17 protein-coding genes are annotated in these 18,395 nt (G+C 63.7%); 9 read left to right on the forward strand and 8 right to left on the reverse strand.

Going from position 1 to position 18,395, the window contains the following annotated elements; translation table 11 throughout:
• The first annotated feature begins 27 nt into the window (after positions 1-27).
• A complete protein-coding gene (locus E5162_RS01560) occupies positions 28-1,473 on the forward strand; it encodes a carotenoid oxygenase family protein (RefSeq protein ID WP_174234978.1) in 1,446 nt (481 codons plus the stop codon).
• Positions 1,474-1,524: 51 nt separating this feature from the next.
• Here E5162_RS01560 and E5162_RS01565 read toward each other — a convergent pair whose 3' ends face one another.
• The 3 genes from E5162_RS01565 to E5162_RS01575 are packed head-to-tail and all read right to left on the reverse strand — an operon-like array spanning position 1,525 to position 4,247.
• Entirely contained in the window at positions 1,525-2,328 is an 804-nt protein-coding gene (locus tag E5162_RS01565; protein WP_158291156.1) for a DUF1295 domain-containing protein, read from the reverse strand.
• Positions 2,325-3,218 carry an SDR family NAD(P)-dependent oxidoreductase gene (locus E5162_RS01570; protein ID WP_135943198.1) on the reverse strand — a complete coding sequence of 298 codons (894 nt, stop codon included), beginning with the start codon at positions 3,216-3,218 and terminating at the stop codon, positions 2,325-2,327. Before E5162_RS01570 ends, E5162_RS01565 begins: the two co-directional genes overlap by 4 nt.
• A 54-nt stretch (positions 3,219-3,272) precedes the next feature.
• Complete coding sequence (locus E5162_RS01575; RefSeq protein WP_135943199.1) at positions 3,273-4,247, reverse strand: winged helix-turn-helix transcriptional regulator; 975 nt, start codon at positions 4,245-4,247, stop codon at positions 3,273-3,275.
• Between the two features lie 162 nt (positions 4,248-4,409).
• Here E5162_RS01575 and E5162_RS01580 point away from each other — a divergent pair, with 162 nt between their 5' ends.
• From E5162_RS01580 to E5162_RS01590, 3 genes are read left to right on the forward strand one after another with little or no spacing between them, the layout of a single operon-like run.
• A complete protein-coding gene (locus E5162_RS01580) occupies positions 4,410-6,086 on the forward strand; it encodes a class I adenylate-forming enzyme family protein (protein WP_158291157.1) in 1,677 nt (558 codons plus the stop codon).
• A complete protein-coding gene (locus E5162_RS01585; protein ID WP_135943201.1) occupies positions 6,083-7,327 on the forward strand; it encodes a thiolase family protein in 1,245 nt (414 codons plus the stop codon). Before E5162_RS01580 ends, E5162_RS01585 begins: the two co-directional genes overlap by 4 nt.
• On the forward strand, positions 7,324-8,781 hold the full coding sequence (locus E5162_RS01590) for a class I adenylate-forming enzyme family protein (RefSeq protein WP_135943202.1): 1,458 nt from the start codon (positions 7,324-7,326) through the stop codon (positions 8,779-8,781). Before E5162_RS01585 ends, E5162_RS01590 begins: the two co-directional genes overlap by 4 nt.
• Before the next feature lie 72 nt (positions 8,782-8,853).
• Here the strand turns inward: E5162_RS01590 and E5162_RS01595 are convergent, their stop codons facing one another.
• Positions 8,854-9,315 (reverse strand): PaaI family thioesterase, encoded by a 462-nt coding sequence (locus tag E5162_RS01595; RefSeq protein WP_135943203.1) that lies wholly within the window; start codon positions 9,313-9,315, stop codon positions 8,854-8,856.
• On the reverse strand, positions 9,312-11,027 hold the full coding sequence (gene paaN / locus E5162_RS01600; RefSeq protein ID WP_135943204.1) for a phenylacetic acid degradation protein PaaN: 1,716 nt from the start codon (positions 11,025-11,027) through the stop codon (positions 9,312-9,314). Before paaN ends, E5162_RS01595 begins: the two co-directional genes overlap by 4 nt.
• Before the next feature lie 133 nt (positions 11,028-11,160).
• Here paaN and E5162_RS01605 point away from each other — a divergent pair, with 133 nt between their 5' ends.
• The 4 genes from E5162_RS01605 to E5162_RS01620 all read left to right on the forward strand — a co-directional run bounded on the left by E5162_RS01605 (position 11,161) and on the right by E5162_RS01620 (position 14,071).
• Complete coding sequence (locus E5162_RS01605) at positions 11,161-12,108, forward strand: SDR family NAD(P)-dependent oxidoreductase (protein ID WP_135943205.1); 948 nt, start codon at positions 11,161-11,163, stop codon at positions 12,106-12,108.
• A gap of 14 nt (positions 12,109-12,122) precedes the next feature.
• The gene (locus E5162_RS01610; RefSeq protein WP_135943206.1) at positions 12,123-12,554 is read left to right on the forward strand and encodes a nuclear transport factor 2 family protein; all 432 of its coding nucleotides are present in this window, start codon (positions 12,123-12,125) and stop codon (positions 12,552-12,554) included.
• A gap of 166 nt (positions 12,555-12,720) precedes the next feature.
• On the forward strand, positions 12,721-13,569 hold the full coding sequence (locus E5162_RS01615) for a hypothetical protein (RefSeq protein WP_135943207.1): 849 nt from the start codon (positions 12,721-12,723) through the stop codon (positions 13,567-13,569).
• Positions 13,559-14,071, forward strand: a complete 513-nt coding sequence (locus E5162_RS01620; RefSeq protein WP_158291158.1) for a type II toxin-antitoxin system VapC family toxin — start codon at positions 13,559-13,561, stop codon at positions 14,069-14,071. Before E5162_RS01615 ends, E5162_RS01620 begins: the two co-directional genes overlap by 11 nt.
• A gap of 226 nt (positions 14,072-14,297) precedes the next feature.
• Here the strand turns inward: E5162_RS01620 and E5162_RS01625 are convergent, their stop codons facing one another.
• The 3 genes from E5162_RS01625 to E5162_RS01635 form a co-directional block, all read right to left on the reverse strand.
• Entirely contained in the window at positions 14,298-14,501 is a 204-nt protein-coding gene (locus E5162_RS01625) for a hypothetical protein (RefSeq protein WP_135943209.1), read from the reverse strand.
• A 150-nt stretch (positions 14,502-14,651) separates the two neighbouring features.
• A complete protein-coding gene (locus E5162_RS01630; protein ID WP_158291159.1) occupies positions 14,652-16,859 on the reverse strand; it encodes a TonB-dependent receptor in 2,208 nt (735 codons plus the stop codon).
• A gap of 295 nt (positions 16,860-17,154) precedes the next feature.
• Positions 17,155-17,559 carry a group III truncated hemoglobin gene (locus E5162_RS01635; RefSeq protein WP_135943211.1) on the reverse strand — a complete coding sequence of 135 codons (405 nt, stop codon included), beginning with the start codon at positions 17,557-17,559 and terminating at the stop codon, positions 17,155-17,157.
• 214 nt (positions 17,560-17,773) lie between these two features.
• Here E5162_RS01635 and E5162_RS01640 point away from each other — a divergent pair, with 214 nt between their 5' ends.
• Entirely contained in the window at positions 17,774-18,319 is a 546-nt protein-coding gene (locus tag E5162_RS01640) for a hypothetical protein (protein ID WP_135943212.1), read from the forward strand.
• The last annotated feature ends 76 nt before the right edge of the window (positions 18,320-18,395 follow it).

Raw genomic sequence — 18,395 nt, forward strand, 5'->3', positions numbered from 1 at the left:
GCACCCGTCACCGGAGGAGTAACCCCCATGACCATGATCGAAACCGAATTCGAACGCGACGAGCTGACCTCGCTCAACCGCTTCAACCCCTATCTGAAGGGGATTTACGCCCCCGTGCGCAACGAGGTGACGGCGCTGGAGCTCGAGGTGGAAGGGGAAATCCCGACCGACCTGTATGGCGCCTACGTGCGCAACGGGCCCAATCCGATGCATGGCCCGGAAGGCATGCACCACTGGTTTGATGGCGATGGCATGCTGCATGCCATCTTCTTCGAGAACGGCAAGGCGGAGTACCGCAACCGCTATATTCACAGCCAGGACCACGAGGCCGACCGCGCCGGCACGCTGACTGCCGGCGGCATCCTGGAACCGGCCCGCCGCCCCGAAGGCGCACCGACCGTCTACAAGGATACCGCGAACACCGACGTGGTTCTCCACAACGGGTCGCTGATGGCGCTCTGGTATATCAGCGGCCAACCGGTGCGCCTCGATCCGCGCACGCTGGAAACCATCGGGACCGAAACCTTCTCCGGAGCGCTGCCCAAGAATGTTTCGGCCCACTCCAAGGTCGACCCGGTCACGGGCGAGTTTCTGTTCTTCGACTACGATCTGTACAACCCGGTCATGTCGGCCGGCGTGGTCTCGAAGGATAACGAGCTGTCCTGGTTCAAGGAGATCGAGCTGCCCGGTCCGCGCCTGCCGCACGACATGGCGATCACCGAGAATTACATGATCCTGATGGATCTGCCGGTCGTGTTCACCGAGGCCGGTCTGCGCAACAAGATGTGGCAGATTCACCAGCCGAAGAATCTGCCCGCCCGCTTCGGCGTCGTGCGCCGCGACGGCACGGGCGACGTGAAATGGTTCGAGACCGAGCCCTGCTACATCTATCACGGGATCAACGCGTGGGAGGAGGGCGACGAGATCGTCTTCTACGCCTGCAAGATGGTGCCCAACGGCCTGGCCCCGAACGCCGAGTTCGGCCCTTACGCGCCGATGGCCGCGGTGCTGGCCCTGCAGGCGGTGCTGCACCGCTGGTCGTTCAACATGAAGACCGGCGAGGTGAAGGTCGAACAGCTCGATGACCGGCGCACCGAATTCCCGGTCGTCAGCCTGGATCATATGGGCCGCAAGAGCCGCTATTCCTACAACGTCACCATTCCCAACACAGACACGCAGGTCTTCGACGGTCTCGTGAAATACGATCTGGAGACCGGGCAGGGCACCGACCATCGCTTTGCCGAGGGCGTTTACGGCTCGGAGCCGGCCTTCGCGCCGCGCGTTGGGGCCAAGGACGAGGACGATGGCTATGTCATCACCTTCGTGACCGACAGTGCGACCGGGAAGTCCGAAGCGCTGATCCTGGATGCCAAGGATTTCGATGCCGCTCCGCTGGCCCGGGTCAAGCTGCCCCAGCGTGTGCCGGCCGGCTTCCACGGCACCTGGGCTCCCGGCGACGACATCGCGGCCTGATACCCGCAAATTCCTCCAGGCTGGGGGGATGCGCGAGGCGGCGCTCCGGTATTACCGGGGCGCCGCTTTTGCTTTGGGCGGCCACGGCACGAAGCCGCTGGTGCGCGCCATGTAATCGGCATAGCCCGGCTTTTCGCGCGCCATCTTCTTGTCCAGCGTGGCCACGCCCGTCACGTTGATGAGGAAGTGTGTCATCAAGATCGGCCCCACCACAGTCGGCAGCGCGAGCGGATTGGCGCTGGCGGCGATGAAGACGCCCCACCACATCACGGCGTCGCCGAAGTAATTGGGATGCCGGCTGTAGCGCCACAGCCCGGTATCGAGAATCTGGCCGCGCTTTTCAGGGTCGGCGCGGAAGGCTTTCAGCTGCCGGTCCGCAGTCGCCTCGACGAGCACACCGGTGAGCCAGATCGCGGCCCCGATCCACATCAGGACCGGCAGGGCGGGCGGACCGCTCAGCGAGAGCGCCACGATCACGGGCAGGGCCACGATCACCATGATATGGCCTTGCAGCAGGAAGACTTTTTTCAGCGCCAGCTTGTTGAAGGCCGCGTCGGTCTCCGCCCAGCTTCTCAGCTTGGTGTAGCGCGCATCTTCGCCCTTGCCCCAGTTACGCTGGAAGATGAAAGCGGTGTAGCGCAACGACCAGATCAGCGGCATGGCCGCGATCAGCAGGGGATAGAGTGTCCCTGGCCGGTTGATGAGCAGCAGCAGGATCGAGATCAGCCCGAATCCGGCGCCCCAGAACATGTCGATGATGCTGACATTACGGATTCGCATGCTGAGGAACCACAGCGCGATAACGCATGCCATGACCAGCGCGTAGGCGCTGATCAGGTTGACGAGAAGGGTCATCGTGTCCCCCCCGCCCGCATCAGGCGTTCGGCCAGGTCGCGGAAGGAGGCCTCTCCGTCGCCGAAATCCTGCGCTCCATCCAGCGACGCTGCGGCGTCCAGGTCCGCATCGCCGGTTATCGGATCGGGGATCAGCCCGCCCGCGCCCTCCATCATCGAGGCGCGCCGGATATAGCCGCCGCCCGCCACCCATAGTTCGCCATGACGCTCGCAGCGGGCATCGGCCAGCCACGCCGCCAGCGGCGCGCAGCCCTCCGGACGGAAGGTATCGCCCAGCTCGCCGGTCAAGGCATGTTCGGTCATGCGGGTCGTCGCGTAAGGCGCCAGCACGTTCACGCGCAGCGGACCGTGGCGGTGTTCGTGGGCGAGCGCTCCGGCGAAGGCTCGAACGGCGCCCTTGGAGGCGCTGTAAGGGCTGAAGCCGCCAATCCCGTACATCCCGGCCGAGGATGACACGAAGACCAGGCGTCCTGCGCCGCCCGCGTTCAGCTCGGGCAGGGCCGCGCGTACCAGGTCGACCTGCGCGGTGAAGTTCACCGTCATGATCTCGTCGAAGGCGTCGCGCGGCGTCTTCTCGAAGCGCAGCGCATCTCCGCGGATACCGGCATTGAGGATGAGGGCGTCGAGGCGGCCGAACGCGGATTTCGCCGCCGCCACCATGGCCTCGGCGGCACCCGGCGCAGCGATGTCGCTTCGCTCGGCAATCGCTTCGCCCCCGGCCGCCTTGATCTCTTCGGCCACCGCGCCGGCACTGTCAGCCGCGCCCTCGCGCTGGCGGTTATTGACCACGACCCGTGCACCGGACGCAGCGGCGGCCAGCGCGAACGCTCGGCCCAGCCCTTTTCCGGCTCCGGTTACCAGGACCACACGGTCCTTCGATGCATCAGACATCACGTCCCTCCCGAATTGACTCGGAAGAACGCTAGTAAGTTTGTTTATGAAAGTCTATGCGGAAGCGGCGTCCGCTGCCATCTTCCGGGCCGGCACGATGGAGTATTGTACATCTGTGGGCATCAGCGGTTTCTCACACGCTGAACAGACCATCGCCGGCTCCAGCGGCTTGCCGGTATGCCGGTTCAGCAGCAGCAGGGGCGGCCCCTCCGGTGTCAGATACCAGCGATCGCCCCAGGCCATCAGCATGACCAGGACCGGGTAATAGTCGATGCCCAGCTCCGTCAGCCGGTATTCGTATCGAGGCGGATTCTGCGAATAGAGCCGCTTGTGGATCAGCCCCATGTCGATGAGCCATTGCAGACGGTCGGCCAGGATATTCGTCGCGATCGCCGCGTCTTTCTGAATCTCGTCGTAGCGCCGGAAACCGGTGAAGATGGAGCGCAGGATCAGCGACGCCCAGCGATCGCCGAGCACTTGCAGGATGACATCCAGCAGGTTGTTGTCCGAGCCCGGCGCGGTCTCGCCGCGCTGCTTGCGCCGTCGGCTGTGGCGCGGCGTCACCCAGCCCATCCCCGGCCCGTGCTGCCAGGCGACATCGCGGGCCGTGAACGCCATGTCGCTCGATAGGCTGTAGGGCGTGGGTTCGATATCTTTCGTGCCGCACGCAGTGTGGGTCAGGCGAACCCGGAATTTGGCGCTGGCCGAGCCCCAGCGCTGTTCCCAGCGCAGCATGGCCAGTGCGACCCAGTACAAATCGCGGCCTTTTTCCGTCATCACGTATTCGTAGCGCGGCGGACGATCGGAATATTTGCGCTTTTCGAAAAGTCCGGAGGCGACCATCTGCTTCAACCGCTGGCTGAGCAGGGCCTTCAACAGGCCGGTACGCTTCTGAAAGCCGTCGAATCGGCGCTCCCCGAGCCAGAAAGCCTCAAGGATGAGCATGGTCGGCACGTCGCCGACATCCTCCAGCGCCCGCCAGATGGAGCAACACCGGATCAGCTTCACATCGGTTGGCGGTTGAATCATAGGCCTCGTCATACGCGAACTATATCCGAACTGGCTTGCATTGTCACAGTTTCTGCGCCCCAATCTGTCGAAAGCTCTGCAATTGAGCTTGGCATGGAGCCGCTAAGTTGGTTTGATTACGAAAGCCACAGGGCCAATGAAAGAATACGGGGAGAAAGCACGATGTCCATGAGCGACCGCGAGACCAGGCATCAGTATTACCGCGATCAGGGCTGGTGGGACGACCGCACGCTTCACTCCGTGTTCGATGCCGCCGCCGACGCGGTCCCCGACCGGGTCGCGGTCGTCGATCCGCCAGACTGCGAAACACTGATCGGGCGTCCGCCCCGGCGCCTGACCTATAATCAGGTTCAGAACGCCTCGCACAACCTGGCCTACACGCTGCGCGAAGCCGGGGTGAAGCCCGGGCGCGCCGTGCTGGTCCAGCTACCCAACACGGCCGAGCTGAGCGTGCTTTACCTGGCGCTGTCGCGCCTGGGGGCGATCATCAGCCCGGTGCCTATGCAGTACGGCCGTCACGAGATCGGCCACATGGCTCGCGAACTCGATGCGGTCTGTTTCATCGGCCAGTCCCACTTCAAGGGTGTGCCTGCGGCATCGGGCGTCGCCAGCGCGCTGGACAAGAGCGTGACGCGCTTCTCCTTCGGCTCGCCGGACGACAAGGCGCGGTCGCTCGCCCTCTACCTGGCCAAGCCTTCCGAGCGTATCGAGGAAAGCGCGGCGACGGCCGACAAGATCTTTACCGTGTGCTGGACGTCGGGCACCACCGGCACGCCCAAGGGCGTTCCGCGTACCCACCAGCACTGGTTTGCCCAGGTCGTCGCGATCGAGGATACCGTGCCGCTCGAGGACGGGGAGACGATGCTCAACCCGTTCCCGATGACCAACATGGCCGCACTGTCGGGATTCTTCTTCTACTGGCCGCAAGTGCGCGCGACGCTGGCCCTGCATCACCCGTTCGATCTGCCGGTCTTCCTCCAGCAGCTCGTGCAGGAAGATGTGGCCTACACGATCGCACCTCCGGCGGTGTTGAACATGTTTCTCCAGAACGAGGAGCTTCATTCCAAGGTCGATATCTCCGGCGTTAAATACATCGCCTCGGGCAGCGCGCCGCTCGACCCGTGGATGGTCAGCGGCTTCAAGGAGAAGTTCGGGATCGAGATCATCAACTTCTTCGGCTCCAACGAAGGCATCGGCCTGTGCGGCGGCCCGAACGAAGTGCCCGACACCGAACAGCGTGCCACGCTCTTTCCCCGCTTCGGCCGGCCCGAGATCGAATGGCAGAACCGGTTCGGCCAGCGCTTCGAGACCAAGCTGGTCGAGTGGGAGAACGACGACAGGGAGATCACCGAGCCCGGCGTGCCCGGAGAGATTCTCATCCGGGGCCCCAACGTGTTTGACGGCTATCTCAACGATGCAGGCGAGGGCGTGTTCGATGCGGACGGCTATTTCCGCACCGGCGATCTGTTCGAGATTGCCGGCGAGGGCGATCTGGCGCGCTTCTACCGCTTCAAGGGACGGCGCAAGGAGCTCATCATCCGCGGCGGGATGAATATCTCGCCCGAGGAGCTGGACGGCATTATCAGCGCTCACCCGGCCATCGCGGAGGCGGCCGTGTGCGGCTATCCCGATGCGACGATGGGCGAGAAGGTTGCCCTGTTCGCCGTGCTGAAACCGGGCGAGAGCCTGACGCTGGACGATGTGCGCGCCTTCCTGACCGAGCAGGGCGTGGCCAAGTTCAAATGGCCCGAGCGCCTGGAGATTGTCGACGCCCTGCCGCGCAACCCGCTCAACAAGGTGGTTCGCGCCGAGCTTGCCGCCCGCCTGAAACCGGCATGACCGCGCCGCGAATCGCCGGAATCGCCATGACGCCCATGGGCAAGCAGCCCGGGGCGAGCGTGAAACAGTTGACGGCACAGGCCGTATCGGCGGCGTTGGCCGATGCCGGGATCGGGTCGGAGCGCATTGAAGCCGCCTGGTTCGCCAATACCCGCCAGCCCATGCTGGAGGGCCAGAACACGATCCGCGGCCAGATCGCCCTGCGCGCGGCGGGCATCGAAGGCATTCCCATCGTCAATGTGGAGAATGCCTGCGCCAGCGGATCGACCGCGCTGTGGCAGGCCGCGGCCCATATCAGGGCCGGCCTGTGCGAAACCGCGCTTGTGGTCGGGGCGGAGAAGATGTTCTTCCCCGACCGGGCCGACGCGGTCGCCGCCGCCTTTCGCGGCGGGACCGACATTGCCCGCATTGACGAGGTCCACGCGGCGGTCGACCGGCTTGCCGCCGAACTGATCCCCGAAGACCAGCGCAGCGGTGCTGCGACGCGCAGCTTCTTCATGGACAGCTATGCGGCCTTCGCGCGGCTGCACATGAAGACGTTCGGCTCGACCCAGCGCCAGCTGGCTGCCATCGCGGCGAAGAATCACGATCACTCCGCGCTCAACCCGCTGGCCCAGTACCAGAAGCCGATGAGCATCAAGGAGGTGCTGGCCGACAAGCTCATTGTCTGGCCGTTTACCCGCTCCATGTGCGCACCGATCAGCGACGGCGCCGCCGCGCTGGTCCTGATGGCGGATAGCGCGGTGCCGCAGGCGGCCAGAGCCCGCGCAGTGAGCCTGCGCGGCATCTCGCTGCTCAGCGCGACCAGCCGCGCGCCAGAGGCGTTCGACCAGCATGTCGGCGCGCGCACCGCCCGCGCCGCCTACGAGCTCGCCAGCATTTCGCCTGAAGACATCGATGTCGCCGAGGTCCACGACGCCACCGCCTATGCCGAGCTTCAGCAGACCGAAAATCTCGGACTTTGCCCGCCAGGCGAGGGCGGTGTGTATGCGGAAGCCGGCCATACCCGTCTGGGTGGACGCACACCGGTCAATCCGTCTGGCGGGCTGGTGTCCAAGGGACATCCGGTCGGCGCAACCGGCATTGCCCAGCTCTTCGAACTGGTGACCCAGCTGCGCGGCGAGGCGGGCCGGCGCCAGGTGGAAGGCGCGCGGATCGCCGTGGCGGAAAATGGCGGCGGCTTCCTGGACGTGGAGGAGGGCGCGACCGTGGTCAGCGTGCTGGAGGCCCCCGCGTCATGATCGCCGCTATCGACCGGTTCCTGGCCCAGGCGCAGCGTACCCCGGACGCGCTCGCCGTGCGCGACGAGAGCGGCGCGGCGCTGACCTATGGGGCGCTGGCGCGCCGGGCGACGCGGCTTGCGGCAGGTCTGCAGGCCAGGCTCGGCACCAGCGAAACCCGGATCGTGGCACTGGCGGCCAAAAATCATGGCGAGCACCTGGTCGCCATGCTGGGCATCTTCCTGTCGGGTCATAGCTGGCTGCCGCTCAACCCGCGCAGCGCCCGCGCGCTCAATGACACCGTGGTCGCGACGCTCAAGCCCGGCCTGGTGCTGCGCGATACGGCCTGTGCCGACTGTGTCAGCGAGACTCGGGACAGCGTCGCCTTCTCCGCCTCGGCCGCCGGATGCCTGGACGCGCTCGGGATCGATGCGGACGGCTGGCGGCGTCCTGCCCTGGCGCCGGACCATGTGATGAGCATCAAGCTGACCGGCGGCACGACCGGCACGCCCAAGGCCGTCGCTCAGACCCAGTCGATGATCGCCACCGTGATTGACGACCTGACGCAGGTCTTCGCCATCGGCCCGGACTCGGTCAATCTCGCCGTCGCCCCGCTCTCCCACGGCGCGTTCCATCTGCTCTTCCCGGTGCTGGCCCAGGGCGGGCGGCACGAAGTGCTGGCCAGCGCCGATCCGGACACCGTGCTGGACACGATGGAGGCGCGCGCCGTCACCCACACCTTCATGCCGCCCACGCTCATCACCAAGCTGGTCTCCAGCGGAAAGGCCACGCCGGACCGCTTCCCGGCCCTGCGCGAACTCATCTACAGCGCCGCGCCCATGGCTCCGGCCCAGATCGAAAAGGCGCAGGCCGCCTTCGGTCCGCGCATCGCGGTGATGTACGGCCAGGTCGAGGCGCCGGTCGCGGTCAGCGCCATGAATGCGGACACGCTCTCGTCTTCCGGCAAGCTGGAAAGCGTCGGCCAGCCCTGTCCGTCAAGCGAGGTGCGTATCGACGCCGGACCCGGCGAGGACGGGGAGATCCTCGTGCGCGGCCCGCTCGTCGCGCAGAGCTATCTGACGGGAGAGGAGTTTCCGGCGACCGAGGGCTGGCTGCACACCGGCGACCTGGGCCGTATCGACGCGGCCGGCTTCCTCTACATCCGGGGCCGCGCGCGCGAAATGATCATCACCGGCGGCTTCAACGTCTATCCCGGTGAGGTCGAGCGCGCGCTCTTGAGCGTCGACGGGGTGGAGGAAGCGTGTGTTTTCGGCGTCGCCGACGACTATTGGGGCGAGCGCATCGAGGCGGCCATCGTGCATTCCGGTGCGGTGAGCGAGGACGATCTCGGCCAGGCGGTGCGCGACGCCATCGGCGCAGTCGCCGCGCCCAAGACCTATCACGTCCTGGAGGCCCTGCCGCGCAATGCGGTCGGCAAGGTGGTGCGCCGCGAGGTAGCTGCGGCGCTGTCCTGATGCCCGAGCATTTTCAGCAAAAGTGGGGACCGGTTTTGCGGTTCGAAAATGCTCGAAACGTCAGAGTACGTCCTACCCGTCTTCCGAAGCTCTCTTGACCGGCCGGATCATCATGCTGGCCGAGCCGCGCGCATGCACCGTCCCGTCCGGCGAGCAGACGCGCGTTTCGGCCACGCACAGCGTGCGTCCTCGGTGGACGATGTCGGCTTCGGCGCGCAGGCGCTTCGCATCGGACGGCGCGCCTTTCAGATAGCGCACCTGCAGGTCGGTCGTGGCGAAGCGCTCGTTCGACCCCAGCAGGGTCAGCAGCGCGCACCCGGTCACCGCATCCATCAGCCCGGCCATCACGCCGCCATGCACGCCCTTCATCAGATTGGCGTGCTCGGGCCGGATCGGGCAGTCGAGATGGGCATAGCCCGGCCCGAAATCGGCGACGCTGAAGCCCAGCAGGCCGGCAAAGCCCGGCGCCTTGCCGGACGCCTTCCACTCGGTGAGGATTTCCAGCCCAGTCTGGCCTTCGCCCGGCGCGCTCATTGGGCCGCCTCGGCCGGGACCGGCTCGCGGAACTGCACGATCCGGAAGCGGTCCGCCACGAAGGCGAGGTCGGCCAGGCACGCATTGCCCGCCGGGTTCAGCCCGGTGACGTGATAATCGCTATACGCGGCGGCAAAGTTGATCGGCATGCGTTGGTCCATGTTGATCCATAGCGAGGCGCCCGCATCGGTGAAGGCGTCCTGCGCGGCCTCGATGAAGTCCCGGTCGGACGAATAGAGGTAGGAGGAGATCGCTCCGCGCTCGGCGGCGAGCGTCGCGGCATTCTGCAACGCGGCCTCCCGGCTCGGTTCGCGGATCAGGAAGCAGACCGGCGCGAACACCTCTTCGCCGTAGAGGTCGACCGCATCGGCCTCGACCTCGACCACCAGCGGGGTTGCCGTCTGCGCGCCCGGGAAGTCGGGATGCTCATAGGGGCGGCTGTCCAGCACGACCCGCCCGCCAGCGGCCTTCACCCGCTCGCGCACCTGCTCGATCAGATCGATCGACTGGCGCGCCTGGACGGCGCCGCACAGGGCCGCGGCGCGCTTGGGGTCCTCGGTCCGCTTGACGATCGTGTCGGCCAGGCGCTGGCCGACCTCTTCGAAGGACAGCGTCTCGCCGCCGGCAATCTTCACCCCGCCGGCCGGAATATGGATGTTCTGCGGGCTGGTGCACATCTGGGCGGAGAAGCCGCACAGCCCGTTGGCCAGCCCCCCGATCAGGCCTTCGGGATCGGACAGGGAGTCCATCACGACGCCGTTGCAGCCCGCGGTCTCGGTATAGACCAGCTTGTCGGCACAATGTTCTTCGATCCAGAGGCCGAAGCGCTGGCTGCCGGTATAGTCGATGATCGCGCAATCTGGATGCTGCAGCAGCTCGATCGTGATCGGGGTCTCGCGCTCGTCGGCGGCCATCAGGACCATGTTGGGGTCGAGCCCGCACGCGGTGAGGGTTTCGCGCATGCGCTTGACGGCCATCGCCACGGGCAGGATGCCGTTGGGGTGGGGTTTCAGGATCACCGGATTGCCGGTCATCAGATTGGCAAACACGGCCGGGTAGGCATTCCAGAGCGGGAAGGTGGCGCAGCAGACCACGACCGCGACCCCGCGCGCGCGAATCCGGTATTGCTTCTTCAGCTGGACCACGCCGGTCCGGCCGAAGGATTTCTCCCAGTCGGCGGTCCGCGGCACATCCTTGAGCGCCTTGTAGGCATAGGTCAGCGCCTCCACGCCGCGGTCGAGCGCGTTCGCCCCGCTGCCCGAGAACGCCATCAGATAGGCCTGGCCGGCAGTGTGCATCGTCGCGTGAGCGTTGGCGAAGGCCTGCTCTTCCAGCGCGAACGCCATCTCCAGACAGACGCCCGCGCGCTCCTCCGCCGTCAGGCGCTGCCACGGCTTCATCGCGGCCTTCGCCGCATCGAACAGCGCTTGCGGGTCCGGCTTGGGGTAGCGCACGTCCAGCGTCTTGCCGGTATAGGGCGAAATCTCGTAGCCGACCTCGCCGATCGTGCCAGGCTGGTCCAGATCGAAACGCCGGCCCAGCATGGCCTCGAAGCGCGCCTTGCCTTCGGCCGGCCGCTCCGGCCCGTGCAGGCTGGTACTCGGAGACTCGGTGAAGGGGCTCCAGTAGCTGCGCGTCTCGCAGGCCTTCAGCGCGGCATCGAGATGGGCCTTGTTGCGCTCGTACAGGGCGGCGGGACGTTCGGCAGACATGATGTCGATCCTTGCACTGGGTTTCGTAATGCGTCGAGTTAGTATTATTGTGAAAGTAAGTTAGCCGTTACCGGGTCGTCGATGCAAGGGTGCGTCGACGCGATCTGCAATGTAACCAGAAAAGGAGCCCCGCGTGTCCCCATTGGTGAAAGCCGTAAACTTCTATGGTCGCTTTCTTATCCCGTTTTCGGTCATGGGCTACAAGCTGCACGGCCTTGGAAAGCCGGGCAATTACGACGCGCTGGCCGGGCAGACCCTGCTGGTCACCGGTGCCACGGGCGGGATCGGGGCGGCGATCGTGCGCACCGCCGTCGCCCAGGGCGCCCAGGTCCTGGCGGTCGGCCGGTCGGACGAGAAGCTGGCCCGGCTGGACTCCGAGACCTCTGGCGGTCCGGGCAGCCTGGTGCCGCTGAAGGCCGATCTCAGCCTCGCCAGCGAGACGCACGCCTTGCTGGATACGCTCGAGCAGCGCGGCGACCGCATCGATACGCTGGTCAACAATGTCGGCATTCTCAGTCATTCCTGGCGCAAGACCGAAGAAGGCTTCGAGCAGATGTACGCGGTCAACGTGCTCTGCGCCTACATCCTGACCGAGGGTCTCTTCGATCGCGGCCTGTTCGCGCCCGAGGCAACCATCGTGAACATGGCGTCGGGCGGCATGTACAACGCGCCCCAGAACCTGGCCTACATGGAGCAGGGCGAGGAGGGCTTTAACGGCTTTGCCGCCTACGCCACGCACAAGCGCGCCCAGCTCGTCCTGTCCGACCTGTGGACGGCGCGTGACGGCGATGCGCGCGCCTACACCATGCATCCCGGCTGGGCCGATACCGAAGGCGTGGAGCGCAGCCTGCCGCGTTTTCACAAGATCCTCGGCGCTTTCCTGCGCTCGCCGGAGCAGGGCGGGGACACCGCCCTCTGGCTCTCCGCGCAGCGGCCCGAGCCCCAGGAAGGCCGCCTCTGGTTCGATCACCGGCCGCGCCCGGCCCATGTCTACGACAGTACGCGCCAGCCTCTGGCGAGCGCGGAGGAGATCGTCTCCAAGCTGCGCGAAGACGCGGCCCGCGTCGCCCCCTCGAAATAGAAGGACCCGACTTTATGAGCAAACTCGACAGCTTTCTCGGCCTCATCGATGACTGGAAGCGGGGCGATCTCGACAGCGTCTCGGCCCGGCTTCATCCCGATGTGGTCTGGCATTTTTCCGCCACCACCAAGCCGCCCGCCCATGGCCGGGATGGCGCGATCGCCTTTCTCAAGGCCTATGGCGAAGTCTGCGTTACCAGCCGCCTGCGCCTGTTCAGTCATGCGGAGAATGAGAGCCAGCTCTTCTACGAGGCGACCGAGGACTTCGACACCCCGGCAGGACGCCACGTCCTGGTACCCTATGCAGGGATTGTCGATTTCGATGCGGACGGCCTCATCACCGGCTGGCGCGACTATTTCGACCGCGCCCTGATCGACGACCAGGTGGCCGGAGAACGCACCCTGCCGGACTTCTGCGAAGACCTGGTCAAACGCCCGTCGGTGTGATGGTTAATGCGAATACGAAACGCGAATATGTGACTTGCGTACGCGTGAGTAGGAACGCACCGCTGCTGACTAATGTGAAACCTTATCAGCGGTAGACGCTCGGTCGCATATTAGCTGATTCACAATGTTACGGTGACAGTCTATCCTGCCAGTGGAGGTGGTAGTCATGTCGTCCGATCGCATCACGATACAGGTGGAATCCAACATCGGAGAGGACGGGCCTCTTACGGTAACGGATACGCTTGACCAGTTTCGTGATGCTTTCGAGCTTCTGACGGTCGCGATAGCGCAAGAAGCTGGCGGGGAGAAAATCAAATGGCGCCTTGAGAGTCTTTCGAAAAACTCTCCGGCGACTGTTACAGGTGTCGGCTATTCGCCCGATCCTGAGGTGCCTGTCATCCCACTAATGCAAACTGGTAAGCAGCGGTTTTCTCGGGATATGGCCGCGTTGCGCGAAGGCAAGGTCGCGCCTTGGATTCAGGAGCGGGCTTCTACGGCGAAATCCTTATTCAAGCGAAATCTGAACGGTATAGGCCGGACGGTTTTTGATTTCGACGACGATTTGCCGAGAACCGTATTCATTGAGAAGTTCGCTCGAAGCAGCCTTGAGGCGCTGAACCGCGTGGAGGCCCTTCTCGTTGAAGACAGGAGTCATTCCGAACACGGCGCGCTTGACGGCCATGTGACTGAGACGAAAACGTGGAACGGGCGTCCGGCGGTGTATGTGAAGGATCGGCTCACTGGCCGCTTGGTCCCGTGCGTGCTCTCTGACGAATTAGCAAATAAGGTTGGCTCCGCGCACAGTTGGTCGGACGCGTGGAACGGTCAGCGAGTTCGGGTCCGAGGTCGACTGTTTTACGACAAATCGGGTGTAATAAGCCGGATTCAGGCGACTGACCTGCAGGATGTCACGTCCAGCCCTGTAGATTTCAAGGCGCTTCGCAAAATCAATATCTTAGAGGGCAGGTCTCCCACTCAGCACCTTGATGAGATTTGGGGATATAATGATGACTGAGCGGAGGCGTGTATACTGGGATGCATGCGCGTGGCTCGGCCTCATTAACGGCGAACCAGACAAAGCCGCCGACTTAAAAGTGGTTTGGCATAAGGCGGAGCGCGGGCAGCTGGAGGTCTGGACCAGCGCGTTCTGCTTGGCTGAGGTTTACAAGGTTAAATGCGAGGGGGGCAAAACGGGGCTGGCAGCTGAAGAGGACAATCAAATCGACAACTTGTTTGAGCAGGATTTTGTCCATGTCGTCCAAGTGGATATTGAGATAGCGGAGCGGGCGCGAAGCCTTTTGCGGTCTCATGAGAAGCTCAAGAAGCCGAGCGATGCGATTCACCTGGCGACCGCTGTGGTTTGGAATCTGGACCAGCTGCATACATACGACATGAGCGACCTAATAGGGCTCAGCGTTATTCGGGCCGATGGGAAGCCTCTAGAGATATGCACCGCTGCGATGGTTGACGGCGAGAATTTGTTTACCGCTGGGGACCCTGGCGATGAAACCGAATAAGCCTCAATCCGATAAGTTCCGTGACCTCGCCCGCGAACTGGATGCGACGAGGACGACGAGCGCTTTGACGAGTGCCTAAAGCGCGTGGCGAAGCACGATCCGCCGCCTATGAAGGCTGGCGACAAACCGAAGTAAAAGAAGCCCGCCAAATAGGCGGGCTTTTTCGTGGAGGTGAGGATGGATGATGTAGACCGCATCGCGGCTTGTGAGGGCGAAATCTTTTGTCTCAGAGCTGATCTAGAAGCTCTTGAAGGGCTTGTTTCGCAGCTCGCCGAACGGCAGCCTGAGTTTCAGACTCGGTCTGCTGGCCGGGGCCGTTAAAGGGCAGACGATTAATATGTATCATCGCGCCACGCCCGCGCCGCCAGTTGATGCTTGCCTGGTCTTGGCCGAAATCGACCTGAAGGCCATTTTCTTCCCACTCGCTCATTGCCGTCCCTTTCGTGGTTGTTTGGCGGGACGCTACCACTGAGTCGAGACCCCGGGCAATTAAGCGGGTTTGCAAACGACATACCCGCAACAAAAAATAACCCCCGGCCGATTGGCCGGGGGTTTTTCAGTCTCGGGTGCTGGTTGGCGTCTAGAAGCGGACTGAGCCCTGGATGCCGAAGGTTTGCGGGCGCAGCGGCACCGCATACCAGGTGTTGGCGCCGACGCTGCTGGCGAACGGCACGTTGGCCGCGAAGGTCAGGATTTCCTCGTCCAGCAGGTTGCGCCCGATGAGGGCCACATCCCAGCGATCGGACTCGAAGCCGACCCGCAGATCGACCAGCGTGTAGGCGTCCTGAACCGCGGCTTCGTCCAGATTGTCGTGGATGTTGTGCTCGCCGGTATAGCCGGCATTGAGCGTGCTCACGAAGTCGATCCGGTCGCTCACCGGGCGGACATAGTCGAGGCGTGCAAAGCCGGTCCATTCCGGCGTGAAGCGGCCCCGGCGTCCGGTGTAGTCGCACAGCTGGACCCCGTTCACGACATCGCCATCCGGCGTCTGACCGAAGGCGCAGTTGCCGCGGCGGAAGTCGGTGTATTCAAAGTCGAGATAGGAGAGGCCGGCGGCCAGCGACAGGCTGTCGGTCAGAGCAATCCGCCCGTCCATGTCGATCCCGCTGACTTCGGTTTCACCCGCATTGCCGACATTGAAGCCGATCGTGCCGTCAAACTGGCTGATCTGCAGGTTTTCGTACTTGGCGAGGTAAGCCGTGGCGTTGAACTGCGCGCGTCCATCCCACAGGTCGGCGCGAAGGCCGGCCTCGTAGGAGGTGACGGTCTCCTCGTCGAATTCGAAGAAGGCCGTCGAGTTGCCGCGCACATCGAAGCCGCCGCCCTTGAAGCCTTCCTTGTAGGAGGCGAACAGCATCACATTGTCGCTCGCATCGAACTCCAGCGTGATGGCGGGGGTGAAGCGGTCTTCTTCCCGGCTCTGGTTGAGGTCGTGACCGGCCGCGCCCGGATTGTTGAGCGCAACACCGAGCCCGCCCTGCACGATCGCAATCGCGACCGGGTTGGTGGTGAGCGGCGCGCCGAAGGCATCCGGCGCGGTGGTGGCCGTGATCTGGCGGCTCGCTTCCTTCTCTTCATAGGTCCAGCGAAGACCGGCGATCAGGCGCAGGCGTTCGGTGATGTCCAGGTTGAACTCGCCGAACACGGCGTAGGCCGTGGCTTCCTGTTCGTAGGCGCGTTCCAGTCCGACATTGGCAATCGGCGCATAGCCCAGATTGGTAATGGCCGGGCCGAAACCGGTCACGTCGCCATTGGTCAGCGTATTGTCCTGGAAGTAGCCGCCCACGATCCAGGAGAGGCGCTGGTCTTCGCGCGAGGCAAAGCGCACTTCCTGGGAGAATTGCTCGTACTCTTCTTCGACCAGGCCGGTCAGGATGTAGTAGTTGGTAAAGTCGAGATCGGCGAATTCGTTGCGGTCATAGGTGACATAGCCGGTCACCGTCGTCAGCGTGCCAAGGTCGAAATCGGTATTCGTCGTCAGCGTCGTGTTGAAGACGGTGTTGTCCGAATATTCCAGCGAATTGCCGTCGCGTACGAAATCGAACTGCGTGTTCGTCATGCCGCCGGTCAGGCCGACCGCGTTGAGGGCCTGGGCATAGGTCGGGCCGACCGTGGCCTCGTCGCGCACGACCTCGATCTCGCGTCCGGTATTGTCGAACGTGTTGTGCTCGACTTTCAGCGTGGCGTCGAAATTGGCGGTCGGCTCGAAGGCGAGCACGCCGCGAATGGCAAACTGCTCGCGCTGGGGTTCGTCGCGGCCCAGATTGGAATTGGTGACGAAGCCGCCGCTATCGGCGTAACGGATCGCCACGCGTCCGCCCAGGGTCTCCGTGATCGGCCCGGAGACATAGGCGTCCGCCGTCAGCTCCTCATAGTCGAACAGATAGGTGGAGGAGACCCCCGCCTCGAACTCGTCGGTCGGCCCGGCGGTGACCAGGCTGAGCGCGCCGCCGGTCGTGTTCTTGCCGAACAGCACCGATTGCGGTCCGCGCAGGACCTCCACGCGTTCGAGATCGAAGAAGGGCGCGCGGATCAGCCGGGCGCGGCCATAGCTGACCCCGTCGATGAACTGGGCGACCGATTGCTCGAATGCCGGATCGTTGCCGGTGCCGATGCCGCGGATGTACATTTGCGTCCCGATGCCGGTCTGGGTGACCTGGAAGTTCGGGATGCTCAGCTGAAGATCGTCGAGCGTGTTGATCTCGAAATCGTCGAGGGTCTGGCCTTCCACGACGGTAAGCGCAATTGGCACGTCGGTAATGGCCTGCTCGCGCTTCTGTGCTGTCACAGTAATAACATCGAGCTGCTGTGCGTACGATGTTGATGCGCCGATGACCGCACCTAGTGCGCCAAGTGCTACGCCCTTCATCCAACGATGGTTTTTCATGCTGTCCTCCCCGGATCGTGTGTTCTGCCGAAATGGCTGGGGGCTCTACCGGCCCTCTCATGGACAGGAATATGACATAGTTGGTTTGCTAACGAAAGTGACGAAAGCGCAATTTTAGGCACCAGAACGCCTTGTTCTCAGCGTTCAGTCCTGTCGGAAGCGTGAAAACAGGACGCTTGCAGAAGGCGAAAGTGGGCTAGGTCCGTCCGAAATCGATGGCCCGCTGCATGCCCTCGGCAATCTTGCGGGCCCGGAAAACAAATGCCGCAGCGGCCTGCGGGGGGCATACTTCACGGGCGGTATGAACAAACAGGGTAAGCCAGCGGTCGAAATGGCGCCCCTCTATGTCCAATGCGGCATGAAGCGGCACCGGCCGGCCGGAATATCGCCGGGTTCCCAGCATCACAGACGACCAGAAAGCGTACATGCGTTGCAGGTGGGGCTCCCAGTCGCTGATCCGCTCGGCAAACACCGGCCCGATGAGGGCATCCTGCTTCACCCGGTCGTAGAACGCATTGACCAGTGTACGGATCATGGCCTCGTCGATGCCCGGACCGGACGCATCCCGGATATCGGAGTTTGAAATATCAGACGACTGCATAAAAAAATTCTCAGGGGTTAAGGGGTGTTCAGGCGTCGGTTGAGGTGACGATTCCTACGTTAACATATTGAAGAAACAAGATCTGATCGGCGAATCGTCGCGTCCTGATTCGAATCGCTTTCTTAAAGCCCGGTAAATATTTGTTAACGGGTTCGGCCCCAAAAGCGCATTGCGTTCACTAAACGCAGTCAATCAAACGCGAGGGGGCTTGCGCATGTTTATCGATACCCGGTCCGAGTTCATCTTCAAGGATCCTGACGCACTCGATGCGCTCCTGCAGTATGACTGGCGCGTGCGCAAGGTTCTGACCGACCAGGAAGTGGTCGGGACCAGCGGCCGGGCTGGCGCCGTCCTCGGGGCGGACGGCTCGTCCTCCATCCTGCGCCACATGCAGCGGGTCAATTGCATCAAGGCTGTACACGGCGTTCGCCGCCAGGGTGGCCGCATGCGGTTGTGGCGCATGGAAGAAGTGCTGAAGCTTCAGATCGCGCTCGACCTTCGCGATGCCACCGGTCTCAAGCTGAGCGCCTGCGTCGATATTTTCGATGGTGCAGCGCAAGACGACATCACGGCGGTGATCGCGGGCTGGACGTGTCATATCGGCGAGACCCCAAGCGTGGCCAGCAAGCGGCCCGCGCGCTTCGACCCGGCCCTCATAAATGATCGCGAACGCCTGCTCTCACTGGTGAAGAAGAGTGTCCGCGAGTTCGTCGCCCGAAACGGGTTCGACGCCGTTCAGATGCCGGCCTTCCTGCTTTAATCTCCACCTCACGGAAAATTGCTGCCTTGCAATACGCGTGAAAACGCGCTCGCATGAACAAAACGCCTTTCATCTT

Source organism: Marinicauda pacifica, from assembly GCF_004793635.1.
GTDB lineage: Bacteria > Pseudomonadota > Alphaproteobacteria > Caulobacterales > Maricaulaceae > Marinicauda > Marinicauda pacifica.

Excerpts from the sequence above, each read along its gene's own strand:
- E5162_RS01560 (WP_174234978.1), top strand. The coding sequence starts at position 28 with ATGACCATGATCGAAACCGAATTCGAACGCGACGAGCTGACCTCGCTC.
- E5162_RS01565 (WP_158291156.1), bottom strand. The coding sequence starts at position 2,328 with ATGACCCTTCTCGTCAACCTGATCAGCGCCTACGCGCTGGTCATGGCA.
- E5162_RS01570 (WP_135943198.1), bottom strand. The coding sequence starts at position 3,218 with ATGTCTGATGCATCGAAGGACCGTGTGGTCCTGGTAACCGGAGCCGGA.
- E5162_RS01575 (WP_135943199.1), bottom strand. The coding sequence starts at position 4,247 with ATGATTCAACCGCCAACCGATGTGAAGCTGATCCGGTGTTGCTCCATC.
- E5162_RS01580 (WP_158291157.1), top strand. The coding sequence starts at position 4,410 with ATGTCCATGAGCGACCGCGAGACCAGGCATCAGTATTACCGCGATCAG.
- E5162_RS01585 (WP_135943201.1), top strand. The coding sequence starts at position 6,083 with ATGACCGCGCCGCGAATCGCCGGAATCGCCATGACGCCCATGGGCAAG.
- E5162_RS01590 (WP_135943202.1), top strand. The coding sequence starts at position 7,324 with ATGATCGCCGCTATCGACCGGTTCCTGGCCCAGGCGCAGCGTACCCCG.
- E5162_RS01595 (WP_135943203.1), bottom strand. The coding sequence starts at position 9,315 with ATGAGCGCGCCGGGCGAAGGCCAGACTGGGCTGGAAATCCTCACCGAG.
- paaN (WP_135943204.1), bottom strand. The coding sequence starts at position 11,027 with ATGTCTGCCGAACGTCCCGCCGCCCTGTACGAGCGCAACAAGGCCCAT.
- E5162_RS01610 (WP_135943206.1), top strand. The coding sequence starts at position 12,123 with ATGAGCAAACTCGACAGCTTTCTCGGCCTCATCGATGACTGGAAGCGG.
- E5162_RS01615 (WP_135943207.1), top strand. The coding sequence starts at position 12,721 with ATGTCGTCCGATCGCATCACGATACAGGTGGAATCCAACATCGGAGAG.
- E5162_RS01620 (WP_158291158.1), top strand. The coding sequence starts at position 13,559 with ATGATGACTGAGCGGAGGCGTGTATACTGGGATGCATGCGCGTGGCTC.
- E5162_RS01625 (WP_135943209.1), bottom strand. The coding sequence starts at position 14,501 with ATGAGCGAGTGGGAAGAAAATGGCCTTCAGGTCGATTTCGGCCAAGAC.
- E5162_RS01635 (WP_135943211.1), bottom strand. The coding sequence starts at position 17,559 with ATGCAGTCGTCTGATATTTCAAACTCCGATATCCGGGATGCGTCCGGT.
- E5162_RS01640 (WP_135943212.1), top strand. The coding sequence starts at position 17,774 with ATGTTTATCGATACCCGGTCCGAGTTCATCTTCAAGGATCCTGACGCA.